Below are 16,699 nucleotides of genomic sequence, written 5' to 3'. Positions count from 1 at the left end.
CAGGAAGAGTGAAAGCGTGATTCTCAACAGACTTGACGTAGGCGTGCGGCTTGGCGTGGGTTTCGGCATCGTGCTGCTGCTGATGTGCGTGATGGCCGCGATGGGGGCGTATCAGATTTCACGCGTGTTCGCGGGCACCAACGAGATCGGGGCAAACTGGTTGCCGTGCGTGGAGACGCTCGCGAATATCCGGGCGGGCGCCAACTCGGTGCGGCGGCTCTCGCTGCGCCTGACCATTTCCGCGGACCCGGCCGTGCGCGCGGACGAGCTGAAGCGGCGCGAGGCCGCCGTCGCCGCCGTGAACCGGAACTTGCCGGTCTACGAGAAGATGGTGTCGTCCGCCCGGGAGCGGGAGCTCTACAACGCCATCCAACAAGGCTGGACCGATTTTCTGGCGCTGGACCAGCAGGTCGTGGCGGCCAGCGGCGACGGCAACGGCAGCCAGGAAGAGGCGCGTACGCTGGCCAACGGGAAGGTGTCGTCCACGTTTTCCTCCTTGCTGGCGGCGATCGAGCAGGACATCCAGCTCAATCACCAGGGCGCGGTCGATGAAGTCGACGCGGCGCGGAGCCAGTATCGCGAGGCCCTGTTCCTGGCGGGAGCGCTCGGTCTCGTCTCGCTGCTGGTGGGCGCCGTCGTGGCCTTCGCGATCAGCCGCTCCATCACGATCCGCTGCGGCGCTCGATGGCGGTCGCCGAAAAGGTGGCCGGCGGCGAACTGGACGTACACATCGAAGTCCAGGGCAGCGACGGAGCCGCGCGGCTGCAACTGGCGATGAAGCGCATGACCGAGAGCCTGCGCACCGTGGTGGCGCGCGTGATGGCCAGCGCCGACGGCATCTCCCTCGGCTCGTCGGAGATCGCGGCGGGCAATATCGACCTGAGCCAGCGGACCGAGGAACAGGCCGCGTCCCTCGAGGAGACGGCCGCGAGCATGGACCAGATCACGGCGACGGTGAAGCAGAACACCGATAACGCCCGCCAGGGCAACGTGCTTGCCCGCAGCGCGTCGGAGGTGGCAGGCAAGGGCGGCGAGGTGGTGGCGCGCGTGGTCGACACGATGCAGGGGATCACGCAGAGTTCGCGGCAGGTCGCCGAGATCATCACGGTGATCGAGGGCATCGCGTTCCAGACCAACATCCTCGCGCTGAACGCGGCGGTGGAGGCGGCGCGTGCCGGCGAACAGGGCCGCGGCTTCGCGGTCGTGGCCGGCGAAGTGCGCACGCTGGCGCAGCGCAGCGCCAGCGCGGCCCGCGAAATCAAGGAACTGATCGGCACCTCGGTCGAACGCGTGGCGCAGGGCTCGGAACTGGTGGCCCAGGCCGGCGGCACGATGCAGGAAGTCGTGCTGGCGGTGGGCAAGGTGACCGACCTGATGGGGGAAATCACCAGCGCGTCGGAGGAGCAGCAAAAGGGTATCGAGCAGATCAATCAGGCCGTCGCGCAGATGGATCAGGTGACCCAGCAGAACGCGGCCCTGGTCGAGGAGGCCGCCGCCGCCGCCCAGTCGCTCGATAGCCAGGGGCGCGAACTGCGCGAAGCCGTGTCGTTCTTCCGGTCGGGGCGAACGGGGCAGGGCGCACCGGCAGCGGTGCGGGCCGGATCGTCCGGTGCGACGGGTCTGCCGCGCTCCGGCGTGCGCAACGCGGTCGCGCGGCCTGCGCGCCCAGCGCGTCCGGCGCTGGCCGCGGCGGCGGCCGAGGAGGGGGGCTGGGCCACGTTCTGAGCGATGGCGCGGCGAGTGGATCGCGCGACGCACCGAATGTGATTGATACGCATCGGTATTGTTTCTCCCTCCATTGATTTTGACTTTGATCAAGCCGCAGACGGTGCTCGCGGTATCGGGATCCCGGTGCGGCAGCGGCATTCGTAAAACATTGTTTCGCAACCGTGATTCGGATGAAAACCCCAGTGGAGGCATTCGCTCTCGCTGTTTAATCTGAACGGGTTTTCGAGGCCGGTACCAAGATGCGCGGCTTCCAGGCGCTGCCATGCGCCGGTTGATTCGAAAAAACGGATTGGCATGGAAACGTCTGCAATGCCAATCAATCGGGGAGCGGCCGTCAGTCGTTGGTATTCGCCGGGTTCGACATTGCGCGGACCCGGTGCCAATCGTCGGACGGCGCGCGTGATGCGAGGAGAAGCGTTCGTGATCGTGGATCGGGAGGATGGCACCCGCGACGAGGAAGTCGGCGGTGTCGATACGATCGGGGATGGTGCGGCGGCGATGGAGTCGAAGCGCCTGGTGGCACTGGAAGCCCTTCAAATACTTAATACATTACCCGAGGAAACCTATGACAGGATCGTGCGGCGCGTCAGCCAGTTTTTCTCGGTTCCGATCTGCCTGATCTCGTTCGTCGGCCGCGATGCGCAGTGGTTCAAGGCCAAGATCGGACTGGACATTCAATCCGCGCCGCGCGAATCGTCTTTTTCCCAGGCCGCGCTCGAAGCCGATGGCGTTTATGTCGTCGAGGATGCCTGTCGGTCGGCGCGTTTCGCCGCGCATCCGTCGGTTCGCGGCGCGCCCGGAGTCCGTTTTTACGCGGGCATGGCGCTCGCCGTGGAGCATGGCCGGAAAATCGGCATCCTGTGTGTCGCGGACACGCGGCCGCGCGTGTTCGACGACGCGGCGCGGGAGGCCTTGAAGGATTTCGCCGCCTTCGTGGTCGATGAACTGCATCTGCGCCTGCGCAGTCGCCGTCTCGAGGCCGAGTTGGCCGCGAAGCGGGAGGCGGAAGCGGCCGCGCTGCTCGCGCAGAAGCAGCGTGCCGATTTTCTCGCGATGGTCACGCACGAAGTGCGCACGCCGCTTGCCGCCGTCGCGGGCATCGCTTCGCTGATGTGCCACGGCGGCGGCGCGCTGCCCGATGCGCTCGATGCGGCGGCGCTGCTGGAATCGACCGAACATCTGACGCGCCTGCTCAACGAGGTGCTCGATCTGGCGAAGCTCGAGTCCACCGGCTTCACGTTCCGCCGCGAGCCGTTCGACTTGCGCCGGGAGTTGCGTTGCGTACACGAGGTCGCCAGGCCGCAAACCGCGGCCAAGGGCGTCGCGCTGGTGCTGCGCATCGATCCCGCCGTGCCGCCGGCGGTGCTCGGCGATCGGACGCGCCTCTCGCAGATCATGCTGAATCTGCTGTCGAACGCCCTGAAATTCACCGAGCGGGGCGAGATCGAGGTGACGGCGGCCGTGCAGCCGGGGCGCGATGGCGGCTCCGACATCGCGATAGTCATTCGCGACACCGGTATCGGCATGGGACCGGACGCGACGCGTGCGCTGTTTTCCGAATTCGTCCAGGCCGGCCCGGCGATCCGGTCCGGCTACGGCGGCACCGGGCTCGGTCTGGCCATCTGCCGGCGGCTGATTCACGGCATGGGCGGTACCATCGATGTCGAAAGCGAGCCGGGGGTCGGCACGCGGATCCGCTTCACCGTGCCGTGCGCGATTGCTCCCGGCCTCGAGGCCGCCGACGGGCCGTCGCCCGTGGCGAAGGCCGCGTTGCGGCGCGGCGACTATCTGGTGCTCGTGGCGGACGACGACACGGTCGGCAGGAAGATCGTGAGCGCGATGCTCGGCCGCCTTGGCTACCGTGTGGAAGCGTGCGCGAGCGGTCGCGCGGCGCTGGCCGCGCTGCGCGAACGGCCGTTCGACGTGGCGATCGTGGACCTGCAGATGCCGGATCTCGATGGCGTGTCGCTGGCGCGCGAGCTTCGCATGCAGTCTGAATTCGGCGCGACGGTGCCGCTGATCGCGCTGACGGGGCAGTCGAAGCCCGACGATGCGCTCGTCGAGCGCCTGTTCGACGGCTATCTCGTCAAGCCCGCCAGCACATCGGAACTGGACGAGGCGATCACGGAGATCCTGTCGCGGCGTGACTACGCGATGTCATGCATGGATTCGGAGCCAATCGCATGACGACATCGACGAGCGTGGCCGTCAAACCGGTGGTCGCGCGGCCCTACCGGCGCCGTATCGGGTGGCTCGGCACGACGGCGCTGGCCATGGGCGGCAGCAACCAGAGCCTGTTCCTGATCGCCGCGCTGTTCGCCGGCCAGGGCGAGATCCCGGGGCAGGGCAGCGCGGCCGTGCCGCTCCTGATCCTCGGCCTGCTGCTCGGTTACGCCGCGCTGCCGGGCTGGATCGAACTGGTGATGATGTCGCCGACGCGCGTCGGCGGCATCGCGGCCGCATGCACCGAGGCGTTCAGGCCGTATGGCCGGATCCTGTCGCCGCTCGTCGCCACTTGCTACTGGTGGGGATGGGTGCCCACCTGCGGGCTCACGGCGATCCTGTCCGCCACGGCGATTCACGAGTGGTATCTCCCCGGCGTGCCGATCGAGGCGCTGGCGTGCGGACTCGTTGGCCTGTTCACGGCGGTCAACCTGCTCGGCATCGCATGGGTGACGCGGCTGGCGATACCGATCGCCACCTGCTCGGCGGCGCTCGCGCTGGTCTCGGGGCTGGCGCCCGTGCTGAGCGGCGCGGCCGACTGGCAGCGCGCCACCGACTTCCATCTGACGACGCCGTTTGCCGGCTGGTTCGGCGGCCTCACGTCGCTGATGGCGGGCCTGTACCTGATCGGCTTCGCGGCGCCGGCGTTCGAGGCGGCGGCCTGCCATGTCGGCGAAACGAAGCAGCCCGCCACGAACGTGCCGCGCGCGATGAAGGCGAGCGCCGCGCTCGCCTCGATCTATTTCATTGGATTGCCGCTCGTCTGGCTCGGCACGCTCGGCGCGCAGCCGCTCGGCGGCGATCTCGGGCAGGTGCTGGGGCCGACCTTCGCGCCGGTGTTCGGCGCGTTCGCGAAACCGGCGGCGCTCTGGTTCATGATGTTCAACATGTTCCATGGCACGATCCAGCCGCTTGCCGGCGCGGCGCGTACCCTCTCGCAGATCGCGGACGACGGCTTCGCGCCGCGCTGGCTCGCCGTGCGCAGCCGGCGTGACGTCCCGGTCCACGCCACGCTCGCGACGGCCGGTTTCTCGATCGCGTTCCTGCTGATCGGCGATCCGATCTGGCTTGTCGCCGCCGCGAACTTCACCTACCTGATCGGCATCGCCGCGCCGAGCATCGCGGTGTGGCTGTTGCGAAGAAGCGCACCCGACGCGCCGCGGCCGTACCGGGCGCCGCGCCATACGATCGGTCTCGGCCTGGCGGCGGCGGTGGTCTGGCTGCTGGCCACCGTGCTGGGATTCGAGCAGTTCGGCTTGCCGACCGTGGTGTTCGGCCTGGCCATGGCGTATTCCGGTGCCGCGGTGCATGCGTGGCGGCGCTGGGAGGACCGGCGCCGCGCCGGCCTGCCCGGACTGGCGCATACCCTGCATTTCCAGCTGACGGGCGCCATGCTGATCGTCCTGGCGCTGGACGGCGCGGGCTACATTCTTGCTGTCTCACGCCTGCCGGCCGGCCAAATCGAGCTTCGCACCGCGCTCGAGGACATCTTCGTGCTGGTGGCGCTGCTGACGATCACGGTCGGGCTCGTGCTGCCCGGGATGATCGCGCACGCCGCGGAGGAGATCGGCGCGGCGGCGCGGCAACTCGCGGCCGGGACGTTGCGGGATTTTTCGAAGGCGATGGGGGCCCTGGGACGCGGCGACCTCGACGCGGCGCACGCGCAGATCGACATTCGCCGGGTGCAGGTTCGTGCCCGCAACGAGCTCGGCGAGATGGCCGTGAGCTTCGAGGCCCTGCAGAAAGAGGTGGCTTCGGCGGCGCTCGGTCTCGGCGACGCGCGTGAAGGGCTGCGCAACGCGCGCGAGCGCCTGACGGTCGCGAATCGCTCGTTGCGGCAGCGCGTTGCCGAGCAACTGCAACTCGCCGGCGAGCTGATGGCCGCGAAGGACAGCGCCGAAGTCGCCAATGCCGCCAAGAACCAGTTCATGGCGCGCATGAGCCATGAATTGCGGACCCCGCTCAACGGCGTGCTGGGGCCGGCCGACCTGTTGCTCGACGTCCCGCGCGACGGCGCCGAGCGTGAACTGCTGCAGGGCATTCGCGAGTCGGGCGTCGCGCTGCGGACCGTGATCGAACAGATTCTGGACATCGCGCAGATCGAGGCCGATGCCTTGACCCTCCACCGCCGGCCGGTCGCGCCGCTCGAACTGATCCGGTGCGCGAGCGATCCGTTCCGGCGCGACGCGCGGGACAAGGGCCTCGAGTTCGTCGTTCAATGCGCCGGCGAGGATCGCCTGGTGTGGACGGACGCGGACCGGCTGGCACAAATCGTTGCCAACCTGCTGTCGAACGCGGTGAAGTTCACCTCGCGCGGCGCCGTCGAATTGCGCGCGACGCTCGAATCGCGGGGCGCTGCCGCGGCCTCGCTCATCGTGAGCGTGCGCGATACGGGCCGAGGCATCGCCGCGCAGAATCAGGAGAGCGTGTTCGCGTCGTTCGCGCAAGCCGACGAAACGCGAACGCGCGACAGCGACGGAGCCGGCGTCGGCCTGTTCCTCGCGCGCGAACTGGTCAGGCGGCTCGGTGGCGATCTCGCGCTCGACAGCGCGCCCGCCCGCGGCTCGCTGTTCACCGTCACGCTGCCGCTTGCCGTGGTCGGCGCGGACCACGACGCGGCGGCCGTGCCGATGCCGCGCGGCGCGGACGCGTCGCGGCCCGGGCCGGCGGCCGGCTCCGCCGCGATGCCGGCGATCCTGCTGGCGGAAGACAACCCGACCAACCGCGCCGTGGCGCTCGCGATGCTGGGCCGGCTGGGGCTCGCCGCACAGGTGGCGAGCGATGGCGAAGCGGCCGTCAGGCTGCATGAACAGGGGCGTTTCGACCTGGTGCTGATGGACTGTCACATGCCCCGCATGGACGGGTTGGCCGCGGCGGCGTCGATCCGCACGACGGAGCGCTCGCGCGGCACGCCGCCGGTGCCGATCGTCGCGATCACGGCCGATCTGACCTCGGCCAATCTCGTTCAGTGCCGCTCGGTCGGCATCGACGGCATCATCGCGAAGCCGTTCACGTTCGCCGAGTTCGCCGCGTCGATCGAGGCGCATCTGCCCCGGTTGGCGCGCCCCGCCGCGATGCCGGCGAGCCGCCCGCCTGCCGTGCCCGCCGCGTCGGCGGCGCCCGGCGAGGAGCCGGACGGGGCCGACGCGGCGCGGCGCGATCATGCCGCGCAGGCGGCGATCGACGCGCGCTGCATCGCGGCCCTGCACGAACTGGCCGACGACGACCAGCCCGATCTCGCCCGCGACATCGTATCGACGTATCTCGCCAATGCCGGGCCGCAGGTCGCGGCCCTGGCCGACGCGCTCGAGCGCCACGCGTTCCGGGAGGTCGCGAAACTCGCGCACACGCTCAAGTCGAGCAGCGCCTATGTGGGCGCGCTGGGATTCGCCGCGTTGATGGCGGATGCCGAGCGCCGTGCCGAGGCCGGCATGACGGACGCGCCACGGCTCGCGGCACGGATCGTGGCCGTGTACGCGCTGGTTCGGCGGCATCTGTCGGCACTGCTTGTCGAGGGCAACATCGATGGTTGAGCGTACCGCAGCCGGGATCGGCCTCGTCCTGATCGTCGAGGACGACGTCGTGCAGCGCAGGGTGCTGCAAGCGATGCTGGCCAGGCTCGGGCGGCCGTGCCTGACGGCCGCGAGCCTGCGCGAGGCGCGTGCCTGTCTCGCCGACCAACGCGTCACCACCGTGCTGCTCGACCTGAGGCTCGACGGCGAGGCGGGCCTGGACCTGCTGGACAGTCTCGGCGAAGGCTCCCGCTCCTGCTCGCTGGTTCTCATGAGCGGATGCGATCAGCGCACGCGCGCCGCCACCGTGAAGCTGGCGCAGGCCTGCGGCGTGCGGGTGGCCGGCGCGCTCGGCAAGCCGATCCGGGACGACGAGCTTGCGGCGCTGCTGCGGATGTCGCCTGACGGCGCGCCGCGGCGGCCCGCGGAGGACCTGCCGCGCGTCACGGCCGACGACATCCGGCTGGCGATCGCGGCGGGGCATATCAAGCCGCAGTTCCAGCCGAAGATCGCCCTCGCGACCGGCGCGCCGGTCGGTGTCGAGGCGCTGGCCCGCTGGCATTCGCCGCTGCTCGGCACCATCGCGCCGGACGTGTTCGTCCCGGTCGCGGAAGCGGGGGGCGAGACGTTCGCGCTGACCGAGTTGATGCTGACGGAGTCGCTTGCCGCCTGTGCCCGCTGGAGCCGGCGCCATCCCGATCTGACGGTGGCGGTAAACGTGCCGCCGTCCGTGATCGGTCCGGCACTCGCGGCCGCCGTCACGCACCAGCTGAAGCGGCACGGCCTGCCGCCCTCGTCGCTGGTGCTCAAGATCACGGAAAACCGGCTGGTCAGCGATTCCCTGGAAACCGCGGAACGGCTCGCGCGGTTGCGGATCGACGGCGTGCAACTCTCGATCGACGACTTCGGCACCGGCTATTCCTCGCTGGTGTCCCTGCTGCGGATTCCCTTCAATGAAATCAAGCTCGACCGCCTGTTCGTCTCGAATGCGCTGCGCGATCCGGATGCCGACCGCATCCTGCGTGCGGTGATCGCGATGAGCCACGAAATGGGCTTGCGCTGCGTGGCCGAGGGCATCGACTCGGTCGAGATCCGGGATCGCCTCGCGCGTTACGGCTGCGCCGTGGGACAAGGCTGGTTGTGGTCGAAGGCGATGAGCGAGGCGCAACTGACGGCCTGGCTCGATTCGATGGAGCCGCGCGCGGCATGTCCGGTGGACGCCGCGCCGTGCGAACGGAAGCATTGATACAGCGACGAGGGAGCGGAGGATGGTCAGGGAAAAGTCGAATCAAGCAGTGGCCGCTGCATTGCCGGACGTGTCGATGGAAACCGTCGAACTCGTCGATCGGGCCTGCCGCGCGGCGGGTCTCGGGGCGTGGGTGGATCTGGTGATCGCCGCTCGCGGCGGCACGCTGTTCAAGCTGACGTTCGCCGGCCGGCGGCCGGTGGACTTCATCAAGGAGTTCGCGGCGCTGCTCAGGCGGCATGGCCTCGGGCTGTGCGCCGACTCCGCGCTGGACGTCTACATGGGCGTGCCTGACGCCTTGAAGCCCGTCGTCGCCACCGGCAGGGGCGTGCCGGCCGTGAAGCTCGACGATCTCGGCAAACTGCATGAGGCGGACGATCGAACCGTCGCGATCTCGGGGGCGAGCCGTTCGGCCGGGATCCGCTACGAACGGCGCGGTTCGCCGCTGGAGCTCGAGGGCGTCAACGTGCTCGTGCTCGACGACGACGAGGTGTCGCGCAAGGTGATTTCGGCGATGCTCAAGCGCGCCGGATCGCAGGTGTCGGTGTTCGGCGAGGCCGAGGCCGCATTCGCGCTGCTCAAGCAGGCGCCGCCCGACATCGTCGTGCTCGACGTCGTGCTGGGCGGCGCGCTCGACGGATTCGAATTCTGCCGTGTGATGCGCACCAGCGAGCAATGCGCGCAGGTGCCGGCGATCTTCGTCACCGGGCAGGCGGGATCGCAGTCGCGCGCGCGGGCCGGTGACGTGCGCGCCTCGGCGTTTCTGGAGAAGCCGATACAGGGCGGCCTGCTTTGCGCCGCGATCACGGGGCTTGCGCGGCGCATGACGGCCACGCAGTGAACTGGGGGGCCGGCGAAGCGCCGCCGCCCTCCGTCGCGTGTCGGGTTCCCCGATGCTTCGGCTTGGGGATTCGAACCCGGCCGGCCTCGCTTCACGAGGACGATGCCACGCCGCTTTCTCGCGCCCCGGCGACGGGGTCGCGGCCCCGCCGTCTCGCATCATGGCGCGCGGCGTTGACCGCCTCCGATATCGTGCCCGATGTCGCACCCGATGTCGCGCTCCAGGACCGGCGTGAGATTGCGTGCGTTCTGCACCGCGTGCTCGAACCCATCCGTGCGTGACGCCGGCGGCATCGCCGTGCCGATGAAGGACGACGGCACGCCCCGCGCTCTGGTCGAACGCGAGCGCGGGGCGGCTTGTCGAATGGCACCGTCACGGGGGCGCTGCCCGATGCGGCGGCGAAGCCTGAAGTGTGATGTCGCGCCCGCCGCGCGAAGCTTGAAGTCGCTCCGGCATGCTCTCGCAGCATCGTTTGGAGCGGTCATGAATCACTTCCTTGTTGCACGTCGCAGCGCAATCGCCATGTTGAGCTCGGAAATCAACGCGCTCGACGTCGTGAACGCCACGCTGCCTGCCCAGATGCCGGCCCGGGCTGCCGAATGCCGGCGCCTGATCATCGCGCTGCGCGCCGGCCGCATCGACGATTTCGTCCTGCCGGCCGAAATTCCCGTCCAGTTGACGATACTCGATTGACGGCGCGCCTGATGCCGCGGCGCCGCGATTTCTTCCGCGCCGATTCGCTCCCGCCGGACATGGGCCCTGCGTTCATGACGCGCGGCGCCATCGTTCGAGAAGCGCCGACAGGATCGAAAGCCTTCGTTTTTCCGGGCCGAATTGCGTGTTCCCCGCTCGCCGGAACTCCGATCCGCGCCACAGTATCTGCCCAATACGCATACCGTCGCCGAGCGACCCGTTATCGGAAGAGACACGACAATGGTTCATATCAAAGGATTGGCTGTCCGGACGCCGGATGCCGATGATCAGACCGCCGTGCCGCCCGCCGGCGAAGCCCCCGAGACGTGCCCCTCGCCGCGGCAGACCTCGAGCGGACCCTTGTCGGGCCTCTCGGTCCGTGCGTTGCCGCCGAGGGCCAGGCAAGCCATCGAAGCGACGCCCGCCGACGACTCGTCGGCATCGCGGCTCGAACGCCTGCAGCAGTCGTTCAGGAGCGGCGTGGACCGGCTCTACGGCCTCGACAGCGCGCGCGAGGACGTGCAGGAGCATCTCGAGGATCACCTCTCGCCCGATGCGCCCTACGACAACAGCGACGTCACCATCGACCGCATCAACAACCGCCTGGGACTTTCGAATCCGGACCTGCCGGCAAGCCCGCTCGCGACGTTCAAGCCGGACCCGTCCGCCCATCCCACCGATCAGGCGTTCCACGCGTTCCTGACGTCACGGGAAGGGGAGCGCGGCAAGCGTTTCGATACGCGCGGCAAGGACGACCGCATCCGCCGGGCCTGCAAGCTGGGCGTGGACTTTTCCGCCGAACGGGGAGGCACGGTGCATTTCCTGCTGGGCGGCATCCAGAAGGCGATGGACAACGTCGTCGACAAGCGCAACTTCAACAAGCACGGCGGCAAGGATTTCACGGCGTCCGAGCTTCGCTACGTCTATCGCAACCGGGAACGCCTGCGGGACAGCGTGCGGTTCTACGACAGCAGTTTGCGGACGACCGACGCCCCGTGGGAAAGCGATCCCGATCAGTGGGCGCGATATCGTCCCCACGAGACGACTCACTCGTGGCCCCGCATGCCCAATGCGAGGCCGGCTCCGGAGCCGGCCTCGGAGACGGCTTCACCGCGCTCGCCGGCGAGCGCGCAGCCCGTGACGCCGGCCGGCCAGCCTCCGTTGGCGCTCGATCTCGGCGCGTTGTCGATGCGGCTGTCGGGGCTGAGGTGGCCGTCCGAGGCGACCGACGATGAAGGCGATACCGGCAGCACGCGGTCCGAATCCGAACCGGACAATTGAGCCGGCGGCCTCCGCGCTTCCCGGCAGGCGCGTGACGCGCGTCCTCCCGTTCCCTTTCCTGGCCTCACGATCCACCCCGGACGCGGGGCGTCGGCCCGCGTGCTCGACGCAGGCGCGCCGACCCGGGACAGCGCGTGCCCGGCGGCGACGTTGCGGGTAATATCTCGACGCCGAATCCGCAACACCGGAGCCGCGCCGACACGCTGCCTTGCCGACCGTTTCACCCCGCAACCGGGTGGTCCGGCCGGCCGCGGCGCCCATCTCGCGGAACCACCATCGACAGCACCACGCCACGCTACGCCGAGCCACCCATGACCGCCGCCATTCGCCTGTTACGAGCCTCGTTGCCGCTCCTGATCCCGTGCCTCTCCCAGGCCCACGCCGAGCCGCTCAGGGCGGATCTGCACGAGTCCGTCACCACGCTCGACGTGGCGGTCAAGGATTTCTACGGCAGGGAGGAGACCGGCAAGCTCGCCGTCACGCAGTTCACGCCCGACGGCGACGGCCCGTTCCCGATCCTGATCCTCAATCACGGACGCAGCGGCACGGATCGGGGCACGCCGCCGCGCTTTCGCTACACGCGGCAGGCCGCCTTTTTCGTCAAACGGGGTTTCGCGGTGTTCGAGCCGACGCGCATCGGTTACGGCCGTTTCGGCACGCAGTTCGATCCCGAATACAGCGGCAAGTGCAGCCAGAAGGACTACCGGCCGATGATCGACGCGGCCCGCATCGAGGAGCGCGCGGTGCTGGACTATGCGAGGCGGCAGCCGCGCGTCGATCCGCGCCGGATCGTGATCGTCGGGCAATCGGTCGGCGGCTTCGTCACGACGGGCGTGGCGGCCGAGAACCCCGACGGCGTGGTGGCCGCGGTCAACTTCGCCGGCGGCTCGGGGGGCGATCCCGTCGAGCATCCCGGCGTGCCGTGTCAGGGCGAGCGGCTGGAGGCGATGTACGAGCGTTTCGGCACGACGGCGCGCGTGCCGATGCTGTGGATCTATACCGAGAACGACCAGTACTTCGGCCCGACCTACAGCCGCGCCTGGCATGCCGCGTTCGTCCATGCCGGCGGCAACGCGGACTACCGGCTGCTGCCGCCGTTCGGCGACAACGGGCACCTGCTGTTTGCGCGCGGTCCCGACATCTGGGAGCCCGTCGTCGCCGCGTTCCTCGACCAGCAGGGCTTCCCCGCGCGACAGTAGCGGCGCGGCCGGCGGATGGCCGGCGCGCAGGCAACGGCTGCCCGACATGCCGCGCCGCGCCCTCGGCCCCCTCAGCGCCTGCGCGAACTCGTCAGCACCGTCTGCACGATCACGGCGATCAGCAGGAACACGCCGCTCGCGAGGTTCTGGTAATACGGGCTCAGCGTGCCGACCTGGTTGATCACGTTCTGGATCACGCCGAGCAGCAGCACGCCGGCGAGCGGCCCCGCCATGGTGCCGACGCCGCCCGTGAGCAGCACGCCGCCGATCACCGCCGCGGCGATCGACTGCAGTTCGTAGCCGGTGCCCGCGGCCGACAGGCCCGAGTCGAGATGCGACGCGAGCAGCGCGCCGGCCAGCCCCGCGAGCGCGCCGCTCGCGCCGTAGGTGAGGATCTTCACGCGCTCCACGCGCACGCCGAGCATGCGCGCGGCTTCCTCGTTGCCGCCGATCGCGAAGATCGCCGCGCCGTAGGGCGTCGCGTTCAGCACCAGCGCGCCGAGCGCGTAGGCAGCCACCAGCAGCCAGATCGTGTTGTTGATGCCGAGGATCGAGCCGTTGGCGATCTGCGCGAAGAAGCCGGGATTCCCGATCAGCAGGTCCTGGCTCGCGAGCACGAGCGCGACGCCCTTCAGGCCCAGCAGCGCGGCGAGCGTGACGATGAACGGCGCCATCCGCGCCCGCGCGATCAGCACGCCGTTCGCGAGGCCGATCACGAGGCCCGCGATGATCGGCGCGAGCAGCGCCGCGCCCCATCCGTAGGGTGCCGCGTAGGCCGCGATCACGGTGCCGAGGCCGACCATCGAGCCGACCGACAGGTCGAATCCGCCCATGATGATCACCAGGCTCTGGCCGATCGCGATCAGGCCGAGGAACGAGCCCGCCGAGACGATGTCGGCGAGATTGGCGAACCGAAGGAAGTCTGGAAAGATCGCGCCGGCCACCGCGCAGACGAGGATCAGGATGCCGATCGCGCCGCGCGACTGGATCAGCCCGACGATCCGGTTGCGGCGCTCGGCACGCGCGCGCGGCGGCGGGGCCGAAGGCGGCGTGCCGGACGCGCCGCTCCGGCGCGCGCCGTTGGTCGGACCGATCGAACCGGCGTCGGCCGCCACCTGACGCGCGGCGAGCGGCTCGCCATGAGGCGCGCCGTCACCGTGCCGGTTCGCGGCGATGCCGGCCGCGCCGAGCTTCGTGTTCGCGCGCATTCTCAGCCTCCCTGCCGTTGCAGATACAGCGCGACGACGATGAACACGGCCTTCAGGATCTGCGCATAGGTGAAGCTGACGTTGTTCATGATGAAGCTCGCATCGAGCACCTGCAGCAGCAGCACGCCGAACACCGTGCCGACCACCGAGATCCGCCCGCCCGAGAGCGGCGTGCCGCCGATCACCGAGGCGGCGATCGCGTCGAGTTCGAAATTGACGCCGACGTAGTTCGGATCGGACGCGCCGAGCCGCGCCGACGCGAACACGCCGGCCAGCCCCGCGAGCCCGCCGCTCGCGGCATAGACGAGGAACAGCGTGCCGCGCACCGGGATGCCGGCCAGATAGGCGGCGCCGCGGCTCGCGCCGATCAGGATCGTGTAGCGGCCGAAGGTGGTGCGGCGCACCACCAGCATGGTCAGCAGCGCGAGCCCGAGCGCGATCGCCATCACCACCGGCAGCGGGCCGAGCGCGCCGGTGCCGAGCAGGTCGAACGCGTCCGACGGCGGCAGGCTCACGCGCGAGCCGCCGACGAGCGCCTGCGCGAGGCCGCGCGCGGCCACCAGCAGCGCGAGGCCGGAGATCAGCGGATCGATCCGCACGATCGACACCAGCGCGCCGTTGAAGAGACCCACCACCAGCCCGGCCGCGATGCCGGCCGCGATCGCGGTGCCGGTGCCGTAGTCGAGGCAGACGGCCAGCGTGGCGCTGGCGAGCGCCATCACCGAGCCGACCGACAGGTCGATGCCGCGCGTGGCGATCGCGAGGTTCTGGCCCAGCGCGATCAGGATCACGGGCGCGGCCTCGAACAGCAGGCTGCGCGCGGCGAGCGGATTGGAGAAGCCGGGCGTGATCGCGAGATTGAGCGCGACCAGCAGGGCCAGCGCGACGTAGACGCTGTTGTCGCGCGCCCAGAGCAACGCGGCGCGGCCGGGGATCGCGCGCGCCGCATCGGCGGGCGGGCGCGGCACGGGGGTGTTCGAAAGGTTCAAGCTGTCCTCGCGGAATCGGTCGGGCGGCCGTGCCGCGGGGCACGGCCGGACGGCAGGGGGGCGGCCGGCCGGGATGTCGCGCACGCGCGGCCCGCGGCGGGCCGGTCAGTGTTCGCGCGGCGCATCGGCGGCTCCGGATGCGGGGGGCGTGTCGTCGTCGGGCGCGTTGCCGTCGGGCATGCCGTCGAGCTCGTCGAGATCGTCGCGGCGCGCATCGTCGCCGCCGCGCGCGAGGATCGCGAGCACGTCGTCGGAGCTCGCGCCGCGCGTCGCCAGCGTGCCGGTCGTCACGCCCTCGTTGAGCACCACGAGCCGGTCCGTCAGCTCGAGCAGCTCCTCCATCTCGGAGGACGTGACGACGACGGCAAGCCCGTCGTCGGCGAGCCCCCGCACGACGCGATGCACTTCCTCCTTCGCGCCGACGTCGATGCCGCGCGTCGGGTCGTCGAGCAGCAGCACGCCCGGATGGGTGGACAGGCAGCGCGCGATCAGCACCTTCTGCTGGTTGCCGCCCGAGAGCGTCGAGATCGGCGCGCCGGGGCCGGCCGTCTTGATGCCGAGCTGCTCGATGTAGCGCGCGACCAGCGCGTCCTGGCGGCGCGCCGAGATGAAGCCGAAGCGCGACAGGCGCGGCAGCACCGAGGCCACCAGGTTATCGCGCATCGACAGGCGCGGGAAGATGCCCTCGGAGCGGCGGTCCTCGGACAGGAACGCGAGCCCGCGCTCGATCGAACGCGCGGGCGCCGGATCGCGCAGCGCGGCGCCGCCGATCCGCACCTCGCCGCCTTCGGCCTTCTGCGCGCCGAACACGGTCTTGAAGGTCTCGGTGCGGCCCGAGCCGAGCAGCCCGGCCAGCCCGACGATCTCCTTCGGCGCGATGCGCAGCGACACGTCGCGCACGCGCGTGCGCCAGCGCAGCGCGTCGACCTGCAGCGCCGGCGCGGCATCGGCGGCGGCGCCGGTCTCGCGCTGGCCGCCATGGCCGCCGAGCCCCTTGCCCTCGCGGCCCAGCATCGCGGCGATCAGCGCCGCGCGCGGCAGCTCGTCGGGCGTGCCGGTCTTCACGATCGCGCCGTCGCGCATCACCGTGAAGCGGTCGCAGAGCCGGTAGCACTCGGACAGCCGGTGGCTCACGAACAGCAGCGCGATGCCGTCGGCGCGCAGCCGCTCGACCACCCGGAACAGCACCTCGACCTCGGCGCCCGACAGCGCGGACGTCGGCTCGTCCAGGATCAGCACGCGCGCGCCCAGCGACACGCCGCGCGCGATCGACACCATCTGCTGCTCGCCGAGCCCGAGCGCGCTCAGCTTCGCGGCCGGATCGACGGACAGCCCGTAGCGCCGCACGATCTCGCCCGCCATCGCGTTCATCCGGCGCCGGTCGATCAGCCATCCGAAGCGTCGCGGCTCGTGGCCGATGAAGATGTTCTCGGCCACGCTGCGCTCGGGAATCAGGTTGATCTCCTGATACACCGCGGACACCCCGAGCCGCTGCGCGGCGCGCGGCGAATCGAACGCCACCGGCTGTCCGTCGAGATGCACGACGCCCTCGTCGAGCGGGTGGAAGCCGGTGAGGATCTTGATCAGCGTGGACTTGCCGGCGCCGTTCTCGCCGATCAGGCCATGCACCTCGCCGGCGCGCAGCGTCAGCGAAACGTCGCGCAGCGCGCGCACCACGCCGAACGTCTTCGAGGCGTGACGGGTTTCGAGCACGACCCGGCCGGGCGCGCCACGCGCGGCCGGACCGGAGTCGGGCAGGGCCTGCATCGGATCGTTCAT

General features: G+C 70.1%; 12 protein-coding genes. 9 read left to right on the top strand and 3 right to left on the bottom strand.

The window, feature by feature from the left end:
• The first annotated feature begins 16 nt into the window (after positions 1–16).
• The 9 genes from bpln_RS37350 (at position 17) to bpln_RS11425 (ending at position 12,723) form a co-directional block, all read left to right on the top strand.
• Positions 17–778, top strand: a complete 762-nt coding sequence (locus bpln_RS37350) for an MCP four helix bundle domain-containing protein (RefSeq protein WP_208459453.1) — start codon at positions 17–19, stop codon at positions 776–778.
• On the top strand, positions 685–1,725 hold the full coding sequence (locus bpln_RS37345; RefSeq protein WP_208459454.1) for a methyl-accepting chemotaxis protein: 1,041 nt from the start codon (positions 685–687) through the stop codon (positions 1,723–1,725). The genes bpln_RS37350 and bpln_RS37345 overlap by 94 nt, the downstream gene beginning before the upstream one ends.
• A 297-nt stretch (positions 1,726–2,022) precedes the next feature.
• On the top strand, positions 2,023–3,915 hold the full coding sequence (locus bpln_RS11450) for a hybrid sensor histidine kinase/response regulator (protein WP_244486963.1): 1,893 nt from the start codon (positions 2,023–2,025) through the stop codon (positions 3,913–3,915).
• On the top strand, positions 3,912–7,484 hold the full coding sequence (locus bpln_RS11445) for an ATP-binding protein (RefSeq protein WP_055138865.1): 3,573 nt from the start codon (positions 3,912–3,914) through the stop codon (positions 7,482–7,484). Before bpln_RS11450 ends, bpln_RS11445 begins: the two co-directional genes overlap by 4 nt.
• The gene (locus bpln_RS11440) at positions 7,477–8,709 is read left to right on the top strand and encodes an EAL domain-containing response regulator (RefSeq protein ID WP_055138864.1); all 1,233 of its coding nucleotides are present in this window, start codon (positions 7,477–7,479) and stop codon (positions 8,707–8,709) included. The genes bpln_RS11445 and bpln_RS11440 overlap by 8 nt, the downstream gene beginning before the upstream one ends.
• Before the next feature lie 76 nt (positions 8,710–8,785).
• The gene (locus bpln_RS11435; RefSeq protein ID WP_244131926.1) at positions 8,786–9,550 is read left to right on the top strand and encodes a response regulator; all 765 of its coding nucleotides are present in this window, start codon (positions 8,786–8,788) and stop codon (positions 9,548–9,550) included.
• A gap of 273 nt (positions 9,551–9,823) precedes the next feature.
• Positions 9,824–10,243 (top strand): hypothetical protein, encoded by a 420-nt coding sequence (locus bpln_RS35475; protein ID WP_148654003.1) that lies wholly within the window; start codon positions 9,824–9,826, stop codon positions 10,241–10,243.
• A gap of 240 nt (positions 10,244–10,483) precedes the next feature.
• The gene (locus bpln_RS11430) at positions 10,484–11,524 is read left to right on the top strand and encodes a hypothetical protein (protein WP_209444925.1); all 1,041 of its coding nucleotides are present in this window, start codon (positions 10,484–10,486) and stop codon (positions 11,522–11,524) included.
• A 311-nt stretch (positions 11,525–11,835) separates the two neighbouring features.
• Positions 11,836–12,723, top strand: coding sequence for an alpha/beta hydrolase family protein (locus tag bpln_RS11425; RefSeq protein ID WP_042625282.1), 888 nt, complete (start codon positions 11,836–11,838; stop codon positions 12,721–12,723).
• Positions 12,724–12,794: 71 nt separating this feature from the next.
• Here bpln_RS11425 and bpln_RS11420 read toward each other — a convergent pair whose 3' ends face one another.
• The 3 genes from bpln_RS11420 to bpln_RS11410 form a co-directional block, all read right to left on the bottom strand.
• Positions 12,795–13,931 (bottom strand): ABC transporter permease, encoded by a 1,137-nt coding sequence (locus tag bpln_RS11420; RefSeq protein WP_244131927.1) that lies wholly within the window; start codon positions 13,929–13,931, stop codon positions 12,795–12,797.
• A gap of 2 nt (positions 13,932–13,933) precedes the next feature.
• Positions 13,934–14,920 carry an ABC transporter permease gene (locus bpln_RS11415; protein ID WP_052498334.1) on the bottom strand — a complete coding sequence of 329 codons (987 nt, stop codon included), beginning with the start codon at positions 14,918–14,920 and terminating at the stop codon, positions 13,934–13,936.
• 105 nt (positions 14,921–15,025) lie between these two features.
• Positions 15,026–16,699 carry a sugar ABC transporter ATP-binding protein gene (locus bpln_RS11410; RefSeq protein WP_055138862.1) on the bottom strand — a complete coding sequence of 558 codons (1,674 nt, stop codon included), beginning with the start codon at positions 16,697–16,699 and terminating at the stop codon, positions 15,026–15,028.

It is taken from the genome of Burkholderia plantarii (assembly GCF_001411805.1).
Lineage (GTDB): Bacteria > Pseudomonadota > Gammaproteobacteria > Burkholderiales > Burkholderiaceae > Burkholderia > Burkholderia plantarii.
The sequence above is the reverse complement of the archived record's forward strand: the minus strand, read 5'-3'. Positions and strand labels throughout refer to the sequence as shown.

Bases quoted from the DNA above. Each gene is read 5' to 3' on its own strand.
- bpln_RS37345 (WP_208459454.1), top strand. From the start codon at position 685: ATGGCGGTCGCCGAAAAGGTGGCCGGCGGCGAACTGGACGTACACATC.
- bpln_RS11450 (WP_244486963.1), top strand. From the start codon at position 2,023: ATGGAAACGTCTGCAATGCCAATCAATCGGGGAGCGGCCGTCAGTCGT.
- bpln_RS11445 (WP_055138865.1), top strand. From the start codon at position 3,912: ATGACGACATCGACGAGCGTGGCCGTCAAACCGGTGGTCGCGCGGCCC.
- bpln_RS11440 (WP_055138864.1), top strand. From the start codon at position 7,477: ATGGTTGAGCGTACCGCAGCCGGGATCGGCCTCGTCCTGATCGTCGAG.
- bpln_RS11435 (WP_244131926.1), top strand. From the start codon at position 8,786: ATGGAAACCGTCGAACTCGTCGATCGGGCCTGCCGCGCGGCGGGTCTC.
- bpln_RS11430 (WP_209444925.1), top strand. From the start codon at position 10,484: ATGGTTCATATCAAAGGATTGGCTGTCCGGACGCCGGATGCCGATGAT.
- bpln_RS11425 (WP_042625282.1), top strand. From the start codon at position 11,836: ATGACCGCCGCCATTCGCCTGTTACGAGCCTCGTTGCCGCTCCTGATC.
- bpln_RS11420 (WP_244131927.1), bottom strand. From the start codon at position 13,931: ATGCGCGCGAACACGAAGCTCGGCGCGGCCGGCATCGCCGCGAACCGG.
- bpln_RS11410 (WP_055138862.1), bottom strand. From the start codon at position 16,699: ATGAACGATCCGATGCAGGCCCTGCCCGACTCCGGTCCGGCCGCGCGT.